Origin of the sequence: Haloferax sp. YSSS75, assembly GCF_046764215.1 — an archaeon.
In the GTDB taxonomy this organism is placed as follows: domain Archaea; phylum Halobacteriota; class Halobacteria; order Halobacteriales; family Haloferacaceae; genus Haloferax.
Map to the genome: position 1 here is coordinate 922,083 of NZ_CP177206.1, position 17,914 is coordinate 939,996.

Genomic DNA, 17,914 nt, shown 5'->3' on the forward strand with positions numbered 1-17,914 from the left:
TAGAACGTGTAGAAATATCAACATTCTCCCCGGGCGGAGAGCCGTACCGAAACGTGGTGTGAGGGTCGCTCAGACCGGTCTCAACCGGTAGCCGTCCCAGTCCTGACTGGCCGGTTCACGGATACCAGCGCCGGGTTCGCGGAGTTCCTCGCAGTAGACGGGTTCGACGTCGTCGCCGATGTCGACTTCGTCTTCGTCGGTGACCTGTCCGATGGCGCGCACGGGTTCGCCGTCCACGTCGAACTCGACGATGGCGAGCGTGTTGGGTGCGCGGACGCCCGGCGGCGTCGCCGTCGAGGTGGTCCACGTCAGGACCGTCGCGGTGTAGTCACTCAGGTCGACGGTGCCGACCGGTTCTTCGCCGTCGGGTCCGACCGGATGGCCGGGATACGTGATGCTCCCGTCGGGGTAGCGGTACGCTTCCATCGGGGGGTTGTCGTCGGACATTATCGGGACTCCATGATGGTCGTGGTCACGCAGTTGCCGAACCCGCCGACGTTGCACGCGAGGCCAACGTCGGCGTCGACCTGTCGCTTGCCTGCGTCACCGACGAGTTGTTTGTAGATTTCGTACACCTGTGCGACGCCGGACGCACCGAGGGGGTGGCCCTTCGACTTCAGGCCGCCGGAGGTGTTGATGGGCAACTCGCCGTCACGGTCGGTGACGCCCTCTTCGACGGCCTTCCAGCCCTCTCCTTTCTCGAAGAATCCGAGGTCCTCGGACTGGAGGAATTCGAGGATGGTGAACATGTCGTGGAGTTCCGCCACGTCCACGTCGTCGGGTTCGAGGTTGGCCATCTCGTAGGCGATTTCCGAGGAGTTGACGACGCCGCCCATGGTGGTCGGGTCCGCACGCTCGTGGACGACGTGGGTGTCCGTCGCGCCACCGATACCGGAGATGACGGCGTAGTCGTCGGTGTACTCCCGTGCGACCGATTCGGGACAGAAGACGAGTGCCGCAGACCCGTCCGTGATGGGACAGAAGTCGTAGAGGCGAAGCGGGTCGGCGACGATGGGCGAGTCGAGGACGGTGTCGAGGTCCACTTCCTTCTGGAACTGGGCGTGTGGGTTGTCGACGCCGTTCTTGTGGTTCTTGACGGCGACTTTCCCCAGCGACTCGCGCGGTGCGTCGTAGGTATCGAGGTAGAGTCGTGCGGTGAGTCCCGCAAACGAGGGGAGCGTCACGCCGTGTTTGTACTCGACCGGGTGGGTCAACGAGGCGATGACGTCCGTCGCCTCCGCCGTCGTTCGATGGGTCATCTTCTCGCCGCCGACGAGCATCGTCATGTCGGATACACCGGAGGCAACTGACTGCCACGCGGCGTAGACGCCTGCGCCGCCGGACGAGGACGTCTGGTCGATTCGGGCGGTGTACGCGGGCATCGCCGCGAGGTCGTGGGCCAAGGCGTTCGGCACGCCAGTCTGGCCCTCGAACTCGCCGCTGGCCATGTTCGAGACGTAGAGGTGCTCGACTTCGTCGGGTGAGACGCCGGCGTCCGCGAGTGCGCTCTGGCCCGCCTCGGCGAGCAACTCACGAATCCACGCATCGCGTTGCCCGAACTGGGTCATCGATGCACCGATAATCGCTACGCGGTCCATATGCGCACGTCGGCACAGTGCGATTTAAATCCGGTCACTCCCTCGTGGCCACGTCTCAAACCGTTTATCAGTCGGTCTTTCGAACGTGTCCGCATGGACACCGAACGCCTCGCCCCGACGGTCGGACTCGTCGGGTCGCTCTTACTCGCGATTGCCGTTGCGGTCCCTGCCGTCGTCGTCGAACCCGGTTCCGGAGAGATGGCCGCGTACTACGCGTCTGGGCCGTTCGGCATCTCTATCGTCGGGATGCTCGCACTCCTCGAAGTCATCGTCTTTCTCTCCGGACGGCAGGAACGGACCGACCCGGCGGTTGCTTCCGGTCTCGCCTTCGTGTTGTCGCTTTCGATGCTGAGCATCTCGGTGATATGGTCCACCGCTATCGACCCGAACGTGCTGTTCAGTTTCCCCGAGCAGTACTCGTGGCTGAGTTACCACCGCTGGAGCGTCGTCGGTGCCGCCGCACTCACGTTCGTCGGGGCGGCGGGGTACGCCAGAAGCGTCGTCTAAGTCGGGAACGGCAGACAATCACGCGCTCAGACGGGTCGAATTACCTCGGCGGTGTCCCGCGATTTCTCGCTCCGCGAGTCGAAAGGCCCTTAAGAGTCGGTAGATTAGAAGTGAGTGGACTAGGTCGGGCAGTTAGGCCCTGCTCTCTACCCGCGAAATAGGTCTTCAGCGGGGACCAAAAACGGGCGCGTCCGGTCAGACCGGCGCGGGCCTCGGAAGCCAACGTAGAAACCTCGTCCCTCGGGGACAGCGGTTCCGTGTACCCCTTCCGCAGGGAAGGGTTGGCACGGTTCATCGGTGGTACCCCGCCAGGCGCGGGAGCGAGCAGCGGACCATCGGACGTGCGTCGCTCGAGGGATCGCGGGGTGGAGGAGGCAACCGAGATTCCCCACGTCGGAACGCCGGGCAACCTCGCTGTCCACCCATTCATACCTCATTCTGAACGGTGAGCGGGTGCTCTCGGACGCAGTTGAAGTCGAAGTCGAACACTACCGAGCGACAGCGTCGGTGGGTTCGTCTGTCGAGTGGACGCAGGAGAGAGTCGTCACTCACCGAGCGTGAAGATTCTGTGGTGGGGGTTCCCCACGAAAAGCTTAGTTCTCTTTTTCTGCTTCCGCTTCGACGGACTCCGATTCCTCTTCGTCGTCGTCAGCAGACGTCTCAGACGCCGACGACTCTTCGCTCTCTTCTCCTTCGACGCCCTTCTGCAGTTCCTCTTCGATTTCCTGCCGTCCACGTCGGAACTCACCCATCGCCTGCCCAGACGAGCGAGCGAGTTGCGGGAGCTTGTTCGCCCCGAAGAGGAGGACGATGATGAGCAGGACGATAAGCAGTTCTGGTCCACCCGGCAGGCCGGGGAACAGTGGAATGGAGTTTATCATTACGTTCGCTTACGTTCGGGGGGAAGATAAGAGAGACGGTCTGTGTCGAACTCGTCACAATAGTTCGTAATCGCCCGACCAAGGTCACTACACCGGGGCTGTTTTCGATACGAGACCTATCCGACCCACTGTCAGTGTGCTCACGGCGACTGCCGGAAAAATCGCTCGCTGGGCGACCCGTCGGGAGGACTGTCGTTCGGCGACGTCAGCGCCAGGAGGTCCACCCACCGTCGACGACGATGGACTCGCCGGTGACGTACTTCCCGAGGTCACTGGCGAGGAAGACGGCGACGCCTGCGACGTCGTCCGGTTCGCCCTGTCGCCCGAGTGGAATCATCGCTTTCAACTGCTCCATCTGCTCTTCGCTGGTCGCTTCGGCGTCTTCGGGGCCGATTTTCGTGTTGATGGCTCCGGGGTGAATCGCGTTGACGCGAATCCCCTGTCCGCCGAGGCCATGTGCCAACGAGTACGAGAGCGTTCGGACCGCCCCCTTCGACGCGGAGTACGTCGGGTAACCACCGTTCCCGTAGATGCCGTTGATACTGGAGATGTTGATGATGCTCCCCCCGCCGTTCGCTACCATCCGGTTGGCCGCCGCCTGTGAACCGAAGTAGACGCCCTTCAGGTTGATGTCCATCATCTGCTGGAAGTCGTCTTCGGAGACGTCGAGGAACTCTTCTGGCCGCCAGATACCGGCGTTGTTGACCATGATGTCGACACCGCCGAACTCGTCGGCGGCGTCCATCGCCGTCTCGAACGCGTCGACGTCCGTCACGTCGAGTTCGACGAACGTCGCCGACGAGTCGGTGTCTGCTTCGATTTTCTCGTGTGTCGGCCGACCATCTTCTTTCGGGTCCTCACGGATGTCACAGACGACGACGTCTGCGCCGTGTTCTGCGAACGCGAGTGCGATTCCCCGGCCGATTCCCGAACTGCCACCAGTTACCACCGCGACGTGGTCTTCGAGTAATGTCATGTGTCTTCCACCACACTACCAATTGGTGTAATCTGAGTTAACTGTAGTCGCCGTGCGAGGTGGGTCGTCGGTGGCGGTACTACCCTCGAATCAGTTCTGCGGCTTTCTCGCCGATTGCAATCGACGGTGCATTGGTGTTCCCGCTCGTTATCTTCGGCATTATCGAGGCGTCTGCGACACGCAATCCTTCGACACCTCGGACCCGGAGTTGCGGGTCGACGACGGCCATTTCGTCGGTTCCCATCTTGCACGTTCCGACGGGGTGGTAAATCGTGTGGGCCGTCCTCCGGACGTGTTCTTCGATTTCTTCGTCGGTCTGGACGTCTTCGCCCGGCCATCGTTCCTCGCCACGAATGTCCGCGAACGCATCGGCGTGTGCGATTTCACGGGCGCGTTTGATTCCTTCTCTGAGGACCGCGAGGTCCGGTTCTGCGGTGAGATACTCTGGGTCGATGGTTGGAGGGTCGGTCGGGTCGGAAGACGCGAGTTCGACGAATCCAACGCTCTCCGGTCGAACCTGCGTCGACCCAATCGAGTAGCCAAGGCCCTCCGGATTCGCGAATCCGTGGTCCATGTAGTACACTGGGCAGTAATGGAATTGGAGGTCCGGTGCCGGTTCGTCGTCGTCGACGTAGAGGTACCCGCCCGCTTCACCGATGTTCGACGACGGGGCAGGCGGTTGGTCGTCGGTCCGGTCGTAGACGACGAAGGTAAACAGGTGGTCTTGGAGATTCTGCCCCACGCCGGGAAGGTCGACGACGACGTCGATATCGTGTTCTTCGAGGTGGGTCGCGGGTCCAACCCCGGAGAGCATCAGTAGTTGCGGGGAGTTGTACGCTCCGCCAGAGACGACGATTTCTTCGGTCGCATCCGCCGTGTGTTCTTCGCCGTCTTGCGTGTACGTGACGCCGACAGCGCGAGTGCCGTCGAAGCGAATCTCAGTCACGAGTGCTTTCGTCTCGACAGTGAGGTTCTCTCGGTCGAGTGCCGGTTTGATGTACGCCGCTGCACTACTGAAGCGCTCACCATCGCGCTGGGTGACGTGGTACAGTCCGGCACCGACCTGCGTCTCGCCGTTGAAATCAGGGTTGTGTTCGAGTCCACACTCCGCCGCCGCTTCGATGAACGTCTCCGAACTCGGATGTGGGTCTTCGAGGTCGGCGACGTTTAGCGGCCCATCGGTTCCGTGAAACTCGTCTTGGCCAGTCCCTTCGAAATGTTCGGCCCGTTTGAACACGTCGAGCATCTCGTCGAACGACCACCCATCGTTGCCCAGTGCTGCCCAGTTGTCGTAATCCCACGGATTCCCTCGGTTGTATATTTGGGCGTTCATCGAACTCGTTCCGCCGAGGGTCTTACCCCTCGGGTGGTAGAGTCTGCGGTCGTCCAGTTCGGCCTGTGGTTCGGTGTAATACTCCCAGTCGGCATCGGATTTGAACAGCGTTGGGAACATTACCGGCGTGTATATCGACTCTCGGTGGTCCTCGTCGGGGGCACCAGCCTCGAGCAGGAGGACGTCAGTTTCCGGGTCCTCCGATAGCCGGTGTGCAACCGCACAACCTGCCGACCCTGCACCCACCACGATGTAGTCAAATGTTAACATTTGTAACGGGCAATTGTACCACTGGCAGACACATAAAATAGTGTACAAACATTCATTATGTTTAGTCGCACCCTTCGGCCACGCCACGTCGGAACCGAGTATCGCGAGGAGGACGTCGGGCGATAGATGGCTCTACTGAATGCGTCGTAGATGACTGGACTGAGTGCGCATTGGTGGAACTCACGCGAACAGTGCGAAGTGGAAGTCGCTCGCGGGGTTGGGTCGAAAGAAAGATGCACCGGCTGGGAATCGAACCCAGATAATTGGCTTGGAAGGCCAATGTCTTACCATTAGACCACCGGTGCGCTCGTTCACACCGTTCACTCGCGCACCGAGCCTCGACTTCGCTCTGCTCAGTCGAGACACCGGTGCTCGTGTTGACGGCGTCTACTTCTTCGTATTCGACGCCACAATAAGGATGTTACCTTTTCGGTCAGGCGTCGTCGTTGTCCGATTTTCCGGGGTTATCGGGCTTCTTCGAGTCGTCCTCGTCTGTTTCGGTCACCTCGACGCCGAGTTCGAACTCGAACTCTGCCTCGGCGTCTCCGTGCGTGACTTTCACAGACATGTCACTTCCACCGGGAACCGCGACGACGAGCGTTCCGTTGGCGTCGGTGGTACCAACGACTTCGTCGTTGACGGAGACTGTCGCGTTCTCGACTGCTGACCCGTTCTGGGTGACGGTGAGCGTCACGTTTTCGTCAGTCGTGACGTTGCCATCGAAGGTCACGTTTAGTTCGGCACTCTCGTCTGCCGCTTCTTCAGCCTCCTCGGCTTTCTGTTCGGACTCGGACTCCTCCGACTCCGCTTTCTCGTCCGCGTCTTCCTTCTCTTCTTCCGCGTCTTCTTTCTCTTCTTCTGCGTCTTCCGCTGCCTCGTCACCGACCTTCTTCATCGGAACGTCCGTCCCGGATTCGCTGATGACGGGTTTGAGGATGTACTTCCCACTCTGGCCCGCCTCGAACGCGGTGATGTCGAAGACGAAGTCCACGGAACCACCCTCCTGAACGTCGAACTCGGAGTTGAGTTTGAGCTTGTTGCTCGGGAGCTTGATGTTCACCTGTTCGCCCGTCTTGAGCGTCCCGCTGACGTTGGAGACTTCGACGTGGACGCCGTTGTAGTTCCCTTTCGGAAGGTCGTACGCACCGACGAGCGAGGCGTTGTCACCTTTCAGTTCCGTCAGGTCGACGGTGACGTTCTCGACTTCGTAGGTGGTCTGGCCCTTGGCGTCGGACTCCGATTCGACTTCGACGTCAGTCTCGCCTTCGGCCGACGCGTTGGCCGTCACGTTCGTCGTCGCGTTGGCCGTCGCGTTGACAGTCGCGTTGGTCGAGACGTTCGCCGTCGCGTTCACCGACGCGTTTGCGGACGTGTTCCCCGACGCCTCGAGGTCTGAATCCGCTTCGTCGCCATCGGACACCCCGTCGCCGTCGCTGTCGTCGTCGCCGTCCGCGCTGACGAACGTCACGCGCTCGATGGTGACGTTGAGGCTCTCGAAGTCCTCGATGGCGTTCTCTTCGTCGCTCACGTAGAAGTTCACCGTGCCAGTGTCGCCGGCACTCCCACTGCTCGACGAGGACGAATCAGTTGCTCCGCCCGACTGCGGGGACTCGGTTAGTGTACCTGCACCACCTGCGCATCCGGCCAAGACGACCAGGAGCGCAACCAGGACAGTCGCAATTCCAGTACGTTTCATCGTAGCAGACTATACTGCCTGCGAGAACTTGAGGTGGACGTTTGTTGACCTCCGATTCACTCCGATTTTCGTCGGATTTCGCGGTTAATCGTCCGCGTGTGACTCGTTGAACTGCTTGGCCTTGTCGAGGAGGGCGGGTGAGATACCGGGAACGTCGTCGGCGGAGACGTCGCCTTCGGCGCGAATCGTTTCGAGACTCTTCGGGAACTCCCGGAGTTCCATGTGGATGGCGATGCCGGCTTTCGCACCCTTCCCCATCGCGACGGGAATCTGGTTGTGGCCCGGGGTGATGTCGCCGACTGCGAAGACGCCATCGACGCTCGTTCGCCCGTGGTCGTCCACCGGGACGGTGCCGTCGTCGTCGACGTCGACGCCGAGTTGGTCGAAGAGCGTGGTGTTGTACTCCGACCCGTACATCGCAAAGCCGCCTTTGTACTCGCGGACGGACCCGTCTTCGAACTCGAAGCTCTCCAACCACCCGTCGTCGCGCTTGGTCATCCCCGAAATCTCCTTGTCGACGATGTCGACGGGGTGTGCGCGAACGAGTTCGTCCGTCTCGTCGGACCACGAGGGTTCCTCGCCGCGGAGCAAGATGTCCACCTCGTCGGTGAAGTTGAGCATAATCATCGCGACGTAGGCCGCAGAGTCGGAGTGGCCCATGACGTACACCGACTCGTCGACGAACATGTAGGCGTCACAGTGGAGACAGTAGTGGAGTCCTTTTCCAGTACGCGGCAGTGGCGGTTCGGGGCGTTTGTCGTTGAAGCCAACACCGAAAACGACGCGCTCTGCGATGAACTCGCCGTCGTTGGCGACGAGGCGGAAACGCCCGTCGTCTAACTGCTCGGCGTCGGTCACCAGGTCACGGAAGATATCCGTGCCGTACTCCTCGAGTTGCGTCCGGGCCGTCCCGAGGAACTCGTTGCCCGACTGGTCTTCGGTGACGCCGATGACGTTGTGCGTGTCGAGCATCATCGCCGCACGGCCACCACCTCTGTCGACGAGTGCCGTGTCGTGACCCAGTCGCGTCGTGTAGAGCGCTGTCTGCAGTCCTGCGGGGCCGCCACCTACGACGACCACCTCGTACTCCTGTCGTTCGTCGGTCTTGGTCATACACGTCGATTCGTCCGGTCGCTCTTAAGCCCACATCACCTGTGCGGCGACTGTATCCAGCCGCGAAATGTCATCGTCTCACACACCACTGCCGCAAACCGGCGGCGCCCTCACACGCCGGTGACGACGGCGTAACAGTTCCCACTCGATATCTCCGATTCGACCACGTCGAGCGAACTCGCTTCTAAGTCGGCGTCGAACTCGTCGGGCGCGTAGATGTGGTAGAACCGTGGAACCGTCTCGCCACCGGGGAGCGTCCAATCGACTGTCGTGTCGAATCCGTCTTCCCTGTCGAACGTGTCGTGTGCCGTACTCCACGCGCTGACGACAGCGCGGCCATCGGACGTGAGGACGCGAGCGAGTTCGTTCAGACTCTCGACGCGTGCTTCGCGTGGGGTGAGATGGTGGAGCGTCGCCACGTAGACTGCGACGTCGAACGAGTCGGCGGCGAAGGGGAGGCGAGAGGCGTCTCCCTGTACGAGGTGTGCGTCGAACCCTCTGTCCGCCGCTCTGGTCGTCGCTTCGTCCAGCAGGCCGCGACTCACGTCGAGTCCGACGACGTCGTCGGCGTGTGCAGAGAGGAGTTCGACGTGGCGGCCGTTGCCACACCCGAGGTCGAGGGCGCGTGTCGCTGGCCCGCCCGCCGTCGCCTCGGTGACGAACGACTCGACTTCTGGCCACGGATACTCGCGGGTGGACGCGAAGTGTGACGCGATACGGTCGTAGGTCTCCCGGACCCCGGTTCGGGAATCGTCCATGCCGGTGGGTGGTGGTGCCGCACCAAAGACCGCACGGGTCGTCGCCGCGCCGTGGTGACGGGGTCAGATGAACGAAAAGAGCACGTACGTGACGAACAGGAGCAACGTGGCGTGTTTGAGACCGTCGGCCACTTCGCCCTCACCCAACTGTCCCGCGATGAGGCCGGAACAGACGCCCTGAATGGCCGAGAGGTGGAAGAACAGGACCGAGTAGGCCGCCGTGTCGACGTCCTGCAGACCGGAGAACGTGCCAGTGGTGACGCCGCTGACGCCGCCAGACCCCACTGCGGTGCCAGCAGTCGCCTGCTCGACGGCGGGGATGAACGACACCGTCAGGGCGACGACGATGCCGAGGAAGACGAAAAACGAGATGTAGATGACGATGAGGTACGTCAGCATCTCCTGTTTCCGTTCACGCGCGAGTCGGCGACTGTCCTGTGCCTCGTCGGCGGCGATTCGGAGCACCGGGGCGATGTCACCGCTCGCAGACATCGCGTTGGTGATGAGCGTAATCGACCGCGAGACCATCGGACTCATCGTCCGGCGGTCCATCCGGTGGAGGGCAGTCTGTACGTCAGCACCCCAGTCGATGTCGCGAACGGTCCGTTCGATTTCGTCGCCGAGTGGGCCGAGGTCCGACGACGACACGCGGCGCAGGCTCTGGACGATGGTGAGTCCCGCCTCGTTGACGCTGGCGAGGCGGTCCAGAAAGTCCGGCATGGTCTGTTCGATAGCCCGAACCCGTCGCTTGCGAATCTCGTAGACGAGCGAGACGGCGACGAGTGAGACGATGGCCGCCTCGACGACGTGTTGGTCCATCGCGGCGACGATTTCGAGGATGGAATCCGTCGTCGGCGACGACGAGACGAACAGACTCGACGGAATCGACGGAATCGACGACGGAAGGGGAATCGACGACAGCGACGGTGGCGACGACTGGAGTGCCACCCAGACGAGTCCGAGGGGAATCGTGACGACGAGCGTCGCGAGCGGACGCCGACTGAGCATCTCGAATGGCCGGTCGGCCCACGCTCGGAGCCAACTCAAGCGGTCGTACGCGGCGAGTCGCTCGCGACTCACCTGCCAACGGTCGGTCGTCTCACCACCGTCGGTTGCGGGGCTCCCTCCCGCCCCCTGTCGGTCTTCGAGTGCCCGAATCGAGTCGCTGGCCGCCCCGTTGTCGTCGTCGACGGCGACGACTCCCCTGAGCGAACGTGTGATACTGTCGATGTAGACGACGAAGGCGAGACTGGCCAACGGGATGCCGACGTAGCCGACGAGGCGGATGACGAGGAGCGTGTCGGCGAGTACGAGGCCGATGACCACGAGGACGGTGATGAAAAACAGCGGGCCGGCGACGAGGACGGTGACGTACACCTCTGCGAGCGTCGAGAGGAGGTCGAGATACTGCTGTTGCTGGGCCTCCGCTTCCGACTGAAACCGGTCGTACTGCTCGCGGAGGAACGACGAGAGGTCACGGCCACTCCCGAGGACGCTCGAGAGGTTGGCAGCGAACTCTTCGAGATTCGGACTCGGCGTCCGCGACGACATCGACTGGAGCGCCGTGATGACGTCGGTTCCGAAGGCGTCCATGTCGCGGACGGCGATACTCACTTCGCGGGCCGCCTCACCGTAGACTGCCTCGTTGCGGGCGAGCGTCTGGAGCACAGTTGGAAACGGCATCCCGGAACGAGACAGTGCGAACGTGAACGCCACCGTCCGCGGGAGCGTCGCCTCGATTTCAGAGGCGCGCGTATTCGCGCGCTCGACGAGATATCGCCAGCGAATCCAGTAGACACCGAGGGCGAGCACCGCTCCAATCGTCGCACTCGAGAAGGCGAGGATGACGAACAACTCCCCGAGCGTCATGTTCGCGATGCTGGAGAGTCCGCCGAGAAACCCGAGCACTGGCGGGAGCGTCGAGCGAACCGTGTCCGCCGGGACGGAGAGTACGTCCAGCACGCCGGCGGCGAGGTAGACGCCGAAGATGCTTCCGGCGACGCCGAACACGCCGGCCATGAGTAACGTCCGCGAGGCGTACACGCGGTGGGTGACGCCGACGTGGGCGGCACTGAGGTGCTGGCGCTGTTCGCGGCGACGTGGGTTCTCGTTTGCGACGTAGAAGCCAAAGATAGGGAGTGCGACTCGTGAGATGAGGAGGTCGGCGCGTTTGCTCACCGGCGACAGGAGTACGGGTGAGACGAGGACGACGGCGAAGACGAGTGGGAGTAGATGGAGACCGAAATCCATGCTAGATACCCGACTTCGGTTCGGCGAGGTCCTCGTTCGCTTCGACCCGCGCCATCACGTCGTCGGCGTCGGCGTAATACTCGTTGATGAGTGCGGTAAACCGCCGGTAGTCGGAGATTCCTGCTTCGAGGAGGTAGCGAAGGAACTGCTCGCGACGTCGGAGTTCCCGACGAAGTTCTGTCCGGGACCAGCCGTTTTCGTGTTGTATCTCGTCGAGGAGCGAACTGTCGCTCTGGTCGAACGTGTCGTCGTCAGGCCGCCACGAGAACGCCGCCGAGTAGTCAAGTTCGCCCGTTCGCTGGTCGATGTCGCCGATTTCGCCGATGGCCTGAGAGCGGCGGACGCGTTCGCCGTCGTGTCGTGTGAGCGTCTGTACACAGAGCAGGTCGAGCGACTGCACCATCGCACGCGGGACGTTGATGGGTTCGTTCTCTAAGCGATTGATGACTGTCTCGATGCTGTCCGCGTGCATCGTCGAGAACGTGGTGTGGCCCGTGTTCATCGCCTGGAAGAGCGTCACTGCTTCTTCCCCACGGACCTCGCCGACGATGATGTACTCGGGGCGGTGGCGGAGCGCCGACCGCAGGAGGTCGTACATCGTGATGTCGGTGTCGTCGTGGAGACGTTCGCGAGTGACCGAAGACAACCAGTTGTCGTGGTACAGTGCGAGTTCACGAGTGTCTTCGATAGAGAGCACTTTCGACCGTGGGGGGACGAACATCGAGACGGCGTTCATCGACGTGGTCTTCCCGGATGCGGTTCCCCCAGCGAAGATGAGGCTCTTGTTGTGCTCGATGCAGAGCCACAGATACGCCATCTGCTCGATGGAGAACGTCCCGTACTCCACGAGGTCTATCGGTGTGAACGGTTCTTCGGCGTAGAGGCGAACCGTAAACGCCGACCCGCGAGGCGTCACTTCCTCTCCGAGTGCGAGTTCGGCCCGAGCGCCGTTGGGGAGCGTCGTCCCGAGCACGGGGTCACCGACACTGATGTGCTGACCGGACCGCTGTGCGAGACGGACGACGAAGTTGTCGAGTTCCTCACTCTCGAAGGAGATGTTCGTCTCGATGTCGGTGTACTCGTCGTGGTAGACGAAGAGTGGCAGGTCGTAGCCGTCACAGGAGATGTCCTCGATGTGCGGGTCGCTCATCAACGGGTCGATGGGGCCGTATCCGTGGAAGTCACGCCACAGGTAGTACAGGAGGGTGTGGAACGACCGCATCTCCAGTTCGAGGCCGTACTGTTCGAGGAGCGAGGCGAGTTCGGTGACGAGTGCGTCGTCGCGGGTAGGGTCGACGTCGAGGTTGTACAAAAGCGGGTCGCGGATGTCTGTTCGGACACGTTCGAGGAGTGACGATTCGAACTCGTCGAGGTCCGGTTCGACGACGTGGAAGTAGTGTGCAGTCGCGTTCGTGTCGAAGGTGACGACGACGTACGCGTAGGGGGCGTTCACCCAGTACCGGTCGACTTCTTCGTGCCCCGCCGGAACGTCGAACGTCCCAAGCGGAGTGTCGTCGGGGATCAGTGGCCGGACGTTCAGCGTGGACCCACGAAGCATCTCGACTGTTCGGCGCAAGATACGCCGACTCTCGGAGACGGCGACGTCGAAGTCGCCGTCACGAAGCAGTCGGAAGACCCCACGGTCAGGCGGGGAGGTGGGTACGTTCGTGTCGCTCGTGGTATCTTGTTGCATCGTCACCCGAATCGGTTGGTCGGGAGGTTTGTGAGGTCACTACTTAAAATGAACCGTACACTGAGAATCAGGAACGCTCGACTGTCAGCAAGATGCCAGCGAAGACGAGCGAGATGACGACACCGAGGGGCAGTGGGATGCCCGGAATGCCGCGCGTCGCGAGCAAGTACGTCGACGCTGCGAAGACGACACCGACGACGCCGAGGAGCGCGCCGAGCAGTCGGACCGGGTCGACCGGTCCGGCCTCGACACGGTCCTCGCGCAGGTAGTACCCGAACGAAAAGAGCACGGCGAGTGCCAACACGGCGGCGGCGAGGGTCCACGCTTGATAGGCGACGGCGACGGTCTGTCCTGACTGGAGCGACAGCGCCGTCAGCGGGTCGCGAACGGCGACGCGCTGTGAGAGCCCCCACGCGTACTGGATTTCGACGAACGGGAATCTGACGAAGAGGAGGCTGACACCGGCGATACTCGATGTGTAGGAGATGTTCCACGGGACGAGCGCACAGAGCCACGTCGAGACGACAGCGAGTGCGCCTGCGTGTTCAGACCGGACCCAGACCATGCGAGAATCGCCACGGTGTGACGGGTAAAAACTACCGACCTTCTCGACGAAGCGACAGTCGGTGTGGACCCGGCGCGCTCACCTCGCGTGGCGGACCGGGAGTGTTGGCTCGCCGTCAGTATTACGCCCTGACACAACACTGTGTGGGGGCGTCACGTTAATAGGCGGTCACATACAAACTACCGGTACGGAATGCGGCGTGATTACTTCGAACTTGACGTTCGTGACGTCGACTGGTACGAGGACGACCGGAGCCCTCGCCAGCCGACAGTATCTATCGACTTTTATGGCCCACCCGAAGACCTCCGAGAACGGTTCTCCGGTCCCGATGGAGAGGTCCTTGACGCGGAGGACCTCGACGTATCGTTACGTCTCCAAGGGCCACTCACCGACCCGGAGACACGAGGTGTCGTGAGCGTCACCGACCGGTTGACGGGCGACTACGTCCTCGAACTGAACGCCGACGCAGTAGACGTCCTCCAGTTCATCGGTGCGGCCCGTGAGTACGGGCGGAGCACAGACGAGGCGGACGGTCGATATCGGGTCGACGTCGCTATCGAAGACGAGCACTTCGCGACGTTCGAGAAGTCGATGTTCCTCGTCTACGACGTGGATGGCAGTCTGCTTCGTGGTCGGAGTCTCATCCCCTCTGGGGTCGAACTCTGACGGCGCCGGTCCAATCTCTCACGCTCGTTCGTGTACGATACCGGAACGAACCACGTCTTCTTTATCACACGACACCTCAGGAGATATCGTGAGGAACGTAACCGACCGCACGAGCAACCCGTTTGGCATGCGACCGTCGTGTGACCGGTTCGTCCCGGGCTATGGCGACGCCAACGCAGACTTCCACGTCATCGGTGACCACCCACTGGTTCACGGTGGGATCGAGACGGGCGTTCCCTTTACGAACGACGCAGGGAAACGACTGCAGGCGGCACTCGTCGATTCTACGCTTCTGGAGACGGCAGGTGACGAACCGACTGTCGAGAAGACGTTCATGTCGTACCTTCACATGTGCGTCCCGGAGGATTCGCCGACAAGGGCTGAGTACACCGATATGGAGCGGTTCTTCGACGCGGAACTTCGCGCGATTGCCGCCCACGTACTGCTGCCAGTCGGCGCGACGGCGACGAACCACGTCCTGAACAACTTCACCTCAGTCGGGTGGAAGACGGACGTCGATATGGAGACGCTTCACGGCACCGAGATTCGAGGCAGTGGCTTTCTCGTCGTCCCCATCAAGGACCCAGCGGAGTGGGACGACGGTGACCACGACGAACTCGTGGCGGGCCTGTTGACGCTCCAATCGACCGATTTCCGTCGCGAGAGCGACCTCGGACGGTTCAACCCCGGTGACGAACCGTATCTCGTCCGGTAGGCAATCGTCACACCGATTCGGCCGACGTCGTTCGATTCTCTAAATTCTTCACGATTCTGCCTGCCGTTCGTCCACCAAGAACCATTAAGGTTTTGCTTTGTTCAGTTTTCTCGGCGATTGGCCTCACATAAGAGCATGATTATCCAGTGGTTCTGGAGGCCGTGGCCCTAATTGGCGAGAACAAAGGACTTTTTACAACTACTGCCATAGGTGTTGGTGACGCGCGTGGTTCGATTCATTTCCGCCGGGCGCGTCAGGCAACTGTGAGATTGGTGCTCCTCGCAGTGGCTTGGTCAGTCCGGGGATTCGCGCTCGGCCGCGGTCCCCGCTCTCTACTCATCCAAGAGCGACAGGTCGATGTCGCCGTTAGTCGTCGACACGGTGAGCGACGGCCCACCGTCTCCGAGTGTCCCGGTGACTCGTGTTCGTGAGACGCTGGCGTCAGAGAGCGAGAGACCACTCACGTCGACCGAACCTGTCGAGGTCTGTGCAACGAGCGCTGCTCCCACCGTGTCTGCAACTGCGGCGTGTATCCGACCATTCGTCGTCTCGATACGCGTCTCGCCACGAATCGCACGGACGTCGACGTCGATAGACCCGTTTGTCGTTCGCACGTCGTCGACGCCACCGAGTTCGAGCGCCGTGATTTTCCCATTGGTCGTCGCGAGTGAGACGAATCCATCGATGCGCCGAACCTCGAGTTTCCCGTTCGTCGTTCGGACTTCGAGGTCACCGACTGTCCCTCTGACATCGACGAATCCGGTCGACGAGGAAACGTGCGTGACGGGGAAGGAAGCAGGCACACGGACGGTGAGTTCGACGATGACGAGGCCCGGTTCTTCGCCGCGGACGATTCGAGCGATGGTGAGTGTGTCGTCACCTGAAACGTCGACCTCTGCCGACTCGAGGTCGTCAGTGAAGAACCCACGTTTGACGATTTGTAGCTGGATATCCTCTCCGTCCCACGACTCAACGATGACGCTCCCGTTGATGTTCCGCACTTCGAGTGAGTCGAATCCAGTCGGTGAGACGACTCTCGTCTCTTCTTCGCGCGTCTCGATGCTCGGTGCGGCACACCCTGCGAGTGCTGCGATACCGAGGACGGTCCCACCCCTGAGAAACGTCCGTCTGGAGGTGTTCTTCATACCGAAACTGACGCGCTCTTCTCCTAAAGTATTAGCCGAGTGAAACGTTCACACGCGGTCGGCGACGCGCTTGAGCGCTCCGTACCCGTTTTCGACTATCGGGTCGCCGTGTCCCATCGCGACGACGTCGACCGGTGGACAGCGAGCGGCGAACTCGCGGATACTCAGTCTGTTTCGGTCGGTGTCACCCGTGATTACCCAGGGCGCGGGGACGAGTCGGCCACCTCGTTCCTGAACCATGTCGCCGACGAACGCAACCCCGAGTCGTTCGTCGACGTACGCCGTGTGCCCGGGCGTGTGTCCGGGCGTGTGATACGCGACGAAACCAGCAACCTCGTCGCCATCGTCGACTCTCTCGACCGGATTCGTCGGCCTGTCGAGGAACGGGGCGGCGAGTCGCTGGGCGGCACCTTTGTGCGACCGGAGCGGTGGGTTCGACTCCCCGGTGAGATACGACGCGTCCGGTTCGGCAGCGTGAATCGTGGCGTCCGTCCGGAGGCCGAGTGTGGCGAGCGTCCCCACGTGGTCGAAGTCGTAGTGGGTCAACAGCACACGGTCAATGTCTCCCGCGTCGTATCCTGCGTCGGCGATGCTCCCCAGGAGTCTGTCACGGTCCCACGGAGTTCCGGCGTCGACGAGGACTGTCTCGTCGCCACGGGTGACGAGATACGCATTGGCCACACGGAGTCGAACTCGTCTGACGTGCCCACCGGCAATCGACATGTGCAGGACTTCACAGCGCGACGACAAAAAATCGAAGGCGACAACCGACCCCGGGCGGGGCGGCGTGACCGCTCACCGCGTGGCGAAGAGATACCGCCCCACGTCGACGGTGAACCCCCCGGCACCGAGGAGTGGGAAGATGACGAGACCAGCGACGTCGACGACGAGGGGGCGAGAGACGCCGACGGCCCCCGCCGCGAGTATCGCGAGTGGGACGATGGCCGCCAGCGCGTAGAGCCACGTCGTCCACGAGTGTCCGAACCGGGCGACGACGACGACGAGCGAGACGGCGAGGACGAGTGCCGCCCCGGGGAGAACAAGCGTCGTCGGCGCCGACGACGCCGCAGTCTGTAGCGTCGCGATACTCGGAAGCGAGAGGGGTGACGCCGCGAGTAATGCGGGAGTCGGCGCAGACGTGTCGATAGCCGCGAGCGCCGACACGAGCGCAGCACCCTCACCGGTGAGGTATCTGCCGAGCCCAGCGAGATATCCGACCAGCGCGACGAGCGTCACACCCCATCCGTACCAGAGTGCTTTCGGTGCCGTCGGTTCGGCCGTCGTCGTCTTCGACTGCTGGCGCTCTTTTTCGAAGCGACTGGTCGTCCCCGCGCCACCGGTGCGCGACGTCGTTCCCCGACTCCGCGACGACCTTCCCGTGGACGACCCACGGGACGAACCCGACTGCGACGACGTATTCGACCGACTGGAGCGACGTGACGACGTGCCAGACGATGTCCGCGACGACGAACGCGACGACGATGTCGAACCCGTTCGACTCGACGAACTGGTCGAACGAGACGAGCGGGAGGACCCTGAAGAACGGGACGAACGGGAAGATGACGAACTGGAGGACGACGAGCGAGAGGACGTATTGGACGACGAACGAGACGACGAGCGTGACGAGGACCCACCCGACGACCCACTGCCGGCCTGTCCGGGGAACCTGAACTTGTTGAGTCCGTCGAGTCGCTTGTCGACGTACGTTCGATGACCCATGCGGTCGTAATCCGCCCGTTCGGCGTCGT

General features: G+C 62.1%; 18 protein-coding genes, 1 tRNA gene and 1 other RNA gene. 5 read left to right on the top strand and 15 right to left on the bottom strand.

What is annotated here, in order from left to right; all coding sequences use genetic code 11:
* Nucleotides 1-69 precede the first annotated feature (69 nt).
* Nucleotides 70-447, bottom strand: a complete 378-nt coding sequence (locus ACK3R5_RS04825) for an OB-fold domain-containing protein (RefSeq protein ID WP_411962932.1) — start codon at nucleotides 445-447, stop codon at nucleotides 70-72.
* Entirely contained in the window at nucleotides 447-1,598 is a 1,152-nt protein-coding gene (locus ACK3R5_RS04830; RefSeq protein WP_411968234.1) for a thiolase C-terminal domain-containing protein, read from the bottom strand. The genes ACK3R5_RS04825 and ACK3R5_RS04830 overlap by 1 nt, the downstream gene beginning before the upstream one ends.
* Before the next feature lie 93 nt (nucleotides 1,599-1,691).
* Here ACK3R5_RS04830 and ACK3R5_RS04835 point away from each other — a divergent pair, with 93 nt between their 5' ends.
* Both ACK3R5_RS04835 and ffs read left to right on the top strand, forming a co-directional pair.
* Complete coding sequence (locus ACK3R5_RS04835) at nucleotides 1,692-2,105, top strand: hypothetical protein (RefSeq protein ID WP_411962934.1); 414 nt, start codon at nucleotides 1,692-1,694, stop codon at nucleotides 2,103-2,105.
* A gap of 112 nt (nucleotides 2,106-2,217) precedes the next feature.
* Nucleotides 2,218-2,529, top strand: an RNA gene (gene ffs / locus ACK3R5_RS04840) — signal recognition particle sRNA.
* A 169-nt stretch (nucleotides 2,530-2,698) separates the two neighbouring features.
* Here ffs and ACK3R5_RS04845 read toward each other — a convergent pair.
* From ACK3R5_RS04845 to ACK3R5_RS04890, 10 genes are all read right to left on the bottom strand, one after another.
* A complete protein-coding gene (locus ACK3R5_RS04845) occupies nucleotides 2,699-2,986 on the bottom strand; it encodes a twin-arginine translocase TatA/TatE family subunit (RefSeq protein WP_411968235.1) in 288 nt (95 codons plus the stop codon).
* Nucleotides 2,987-3,191: 205 nt separating this feature from the next.
* The gene (locus tag ACK3R5_RS04850; RefSeq protein ID WP_411962936.1) at nucleotides 3,192-3,962 is read right to left on the bottom strand and encodes an SDR family oxidoreductase; all 771 of its coding nucleotides are present in this window, start codon (nucleotides 3,960-3,962) and stop codon (nucleotides 3,192-3,194) included.
* Nucleotides 3,963-4,041: 79 nt separating this feature from the next.
* Nucleotides 4,042-5,565, bottom strand: a complete 1,524-nt coding sequence (locus ACK3R5_RS04855; protein WP_411968236.1) for a GMC family oxidoreductase — start codon at nucleotides 5,563-5,565, stop codon at nucleotides 4,042-4,044.
* Nucleotides 5,566-5,799: 234 nt separating this feature from the next.
* Nucleotides 5,800-5,870 (bottom strand) — tRNA-Gly (locus tag ACK3R5_RS04860).
* Nucleotides 5,871-5,998: 128 nt separating this feature from the next.
* On the bottom strand, nucleotides 5,999-7,261 hold the full coding sequence (locus ACK3R5_RS04865) for a DUF4382 domain-containing protein (RefSeq protein WP_411968237.1): 1,263 nt from the start codon (nucleotides 7,259-7,261) through the stop codon (nucleotides 5,999-6,001).
* Between the two features lie 84 nt (nucleotides 7,262-7,345).
* The gene (locus ACK3R5_RS04870; protein WP_411968238.1) at nucleotides 7,346-8,374 is read right to left on the bottom strand and encodes an NAD(P)/FAD-dependent oxidoreductase; all 1,029 of its coding nucleotides are present in this window, start codon (nucleotides 8,372-8,374) and stop codon (nucleotides 7,346-7,348) included.
* Between the two features lie 110 nt (nucleotides 8,375-8,484).
* Complete coding sequence (locus ACK3R5_RS04875; protein WP_411962940.1) at nucleotides 8,485-9,132, bottom strand: class I SAM-dependent methyltransferase; 648 nt, start codon at nucleotides 9,130-9,132, stop codon at nucleotides 8,485-8,487.
* A 63-nt stretch (nucleotides 9,133-9,195) separates the two neighbouring features.
* A complete protein-coding gene (locus ACK3R5_RS04880) occupies nucleotides 9,196-11,382 on the bottom strand; it encodes a type II secretion system F family protein (RefSeq protein WP_411968239.1) in 2,187 nt (728 codons plus the stop codon).
* Nucleotide 11,383: 1 nt separating this feature from the next.
* On the bottom strand, nucleotides 11,384-13,075 hold the full coding sequence (locus tag ACK3R5_RS04885) for a type II/IV secretion system ATPase subunit (protein ID WP_411968240.1): 1,692 nt from the start codon (nucleotides 13,073-13,075) through the stop codon (nucleotides 11,384-11,386).
* Between the two features lie 67 nt (nucleotides 13,076-13,142).
* The gene (locus ACK3R5_RS04890) at nucleotides 13,143-13,640 is read right to left on the bottom strand and encodes a hypothetical protein (protein WP_411968241.1); all 498 of its coding nucleotides are present in this window, start codon (nucleotides 13,638-13,640) and stop codon (nucleotides 13,143-13,145) included.
* Between the two features lie 192 nt (nucleotides 13,641-13,832).
* On the opposite strand from ACK3R5_RS04890, the gene ACK3R5_RS04895 reads away from it, so the two are divergent.
* Entirely contained in the window at nucleotides 13,833-14,306 is a 474-nt protein-coding gene (locus tag ACK3R5_RS04895) for a DUF5793 family protein (RefSeq protein WP_411968242.1), read from the top strand.
* Nucleotides 14,307-14,394: 88 nt separating this feature from the next.
* A complete protein-coding gene (locus ACK3R5_RS04900; RefSeq protein WP_411968243.1) occupies nucleotides 14,395-15,021 on the top strand; it encodes a uracil-DNA glycosylase family protein in 627 nt (208 codons plus the stop codon).
* A gap of 332 nt (nucleotides 15,022-15,353) precedes the next feature.
* Here ACK3R5_RS04900 and ACK3R5_RS04905 read toward each other — a convergent pair whose 3' ends face one another.
* The 3 genes from ACK3R5_RS04905 to ACK3R5_RS04915 form a co-directional block, all read right to left on the bottom strand.
* Nucleotides 15,354-16,166: a DUF4097 family beta strand repeat-containing protein gene (locus ACK3R5_RS04905; RefSeq protein ID WP_411968244.1), complete on the bottom strand. Its 813-nt coding sequence runs from the start codon at nucleotides 16,164-16,166 to the stop codon at nucleotides 15,354-15,356.
* Nucleotides 16,167-16,214: 48 nt separating this feature from the next.
* Complete coding sequence (locus ACK3R5_RS04910) at nucleotides 16,215-16,889, bottom strand: MBL fold metallo-hydrolase (RefSeq protein WP_411968245.1); 675 nt, start codon at nucleotides 16,887-16,889, stop codon at nucleotides 16,215-16,217.
* A gap of 72 nt (nucleotides 16,890-16,961) precedes the next feature.
* Nucleotides 16,962-17,402: a molecular chaperone DnaJ gene (locus tag ACK3R5_RS04915; RefSeq protein ID WP_411968686.1), complete on the bottom strand. Its 441-nt coding sequence runs from the start codon at nucleotides 17,400-17,402 to the stop codon at nucleotides 16,962-16,964.
* 103 nt (nucleotides 17,403-17,505) lie between these two features.
* On the opposite strand from ACK3R5_RS04915, the gene ACK3R5_RS04920 reads away from it, so the two are divergent.
* Nucleotides 17,506-17,880, top strand: a complete 375-nt coding sequence (locus ACK3R5_RS04920; protein ID WP_411968687.1) for a hypothetical protein — start codon at nucleotides 17,506-17,508, stop codon at nucleotides 17,878-17,880.
* Nucleotides 17,881-17,914: the final 34 nt, after the last annotated feature.

What these genes read in the sequence shown, in the direction of transcription:
- ACK3R5_RS04895 (WP_411968242.1), top strand. Translation starts at nt 13,833, where the DNA reads ATGCGGCGTGATTACTTCGAACTTGACGTTCGTGACGTCGACTGGTAC.
- ACK3R5_RS04885 (WP_411968240.1), bottom strand. Translation starts at nt 13,075, where the DNA reads ATGCAACAAGATACCACGAGCGACACGAACGTACCCACCTCCCCGCCT.
- ACK3R5_RS04865 (WP_411968237.1), bottom strand. Translation starts at nt 7,261, where the DNA reads ATGAAACGTACTGGAATTGCGACTGTCCTGGTTGCGCTCCTGGTCGTC.
- ACK3R5_RS04870 (WP_411968238.1), bottom strand. Translation starts at nt 8,374, where the DNA reads ATGACCAAGACCGACGAACGACAGGAGTACGAGGTGGTCGTCGTAGGT.
- ACK3R5_RS04835 (WP_411962934.1), top strand. Translation starts at nt 1,692, where the DNA reads ATGGACACCGAACGCCTCGCCCCGACGGTCGGACTCGTCGGGTCGCTC.
- ACK3R5_RS04905 (WP_411968244.1), bottom strand. Translation starts at nt 16,166, where the DNA reads ATGAAGAACACCTCCAGACGGACGTTTCTCAGGGGTGGGACCGTCCTC.
- ACK3R5_RS04890 (WP_411968241.1), bottom strand. Translation starts at nt 13,640, where the DNA reads ATGGTCTGGGTCCGGTCTGAACACGCAGGCGCACTCGCTGTCGTCTCG.
- ACK3R5_RS04880 (WP_411968239.1), bottom strand. Translation starts at nt 11,382, where the DNA reads ATGGATTTCGGTCTCCATCTACTCCCACTCGTCTTCGCCGTCGTCCTC.
- ACK3R5_RS04910 (WP_411968245.1), bottom strand. Translation starts at nt 16,889, where the DNA reads ATGTCGATTGCCGGTGGGCACGTCAGACGAGTTCGACTCCGTGTGGCC.
- ACK3R5_RS04825 (WP_411962932.1), bottom strand. Translation starts at nt 447, where the DNA reads ATGTCCGACGACAACCCCCCGATGGAAGCGTACCGCTACCCCGACGGG.
- ACK3R5_RS04845 (WP_411968235.1), bottom strand. Translation starts at nt 2,986, where the DNA reads ATGATAAACTCCATTCCACTGTTCCCCGGCCTGCCGGGTGGACCAGAA.
- ACK3R5_RS04855 (WP_411968236.1), bottom strand. Translation starts at nt 5,565, where the DNA reads ATGTTAACATTTGACTACATCGTGGTGGGTGCAGGGTCGGCAGGTTGT.
- ACK3R5_RS04830 (WP_411968234.1), bottom strand. Translation starts at nt 1,598, where the DNA reads ATGGACCGCGTAGCGATTATCGGTGCATCGATGACCCAGTTCGGGCAA.
- ACK3R5_RS04850 (WP_411962936.1), bottom strand. Translation starts at nt 3,962, where the DNA reads ATGACATTACTCGAAGACCACGTCGCGGTGGTAACTGGTGGCAGTTCG.
- ACK3R5_RS04875 (WP_411962940.1), bottom strand. Translation starts at nt 9,132, where the DNA reads ATGGACGATTCCCGAACCGGGGTCCGGGAGACCTACGACCGTATCGCG.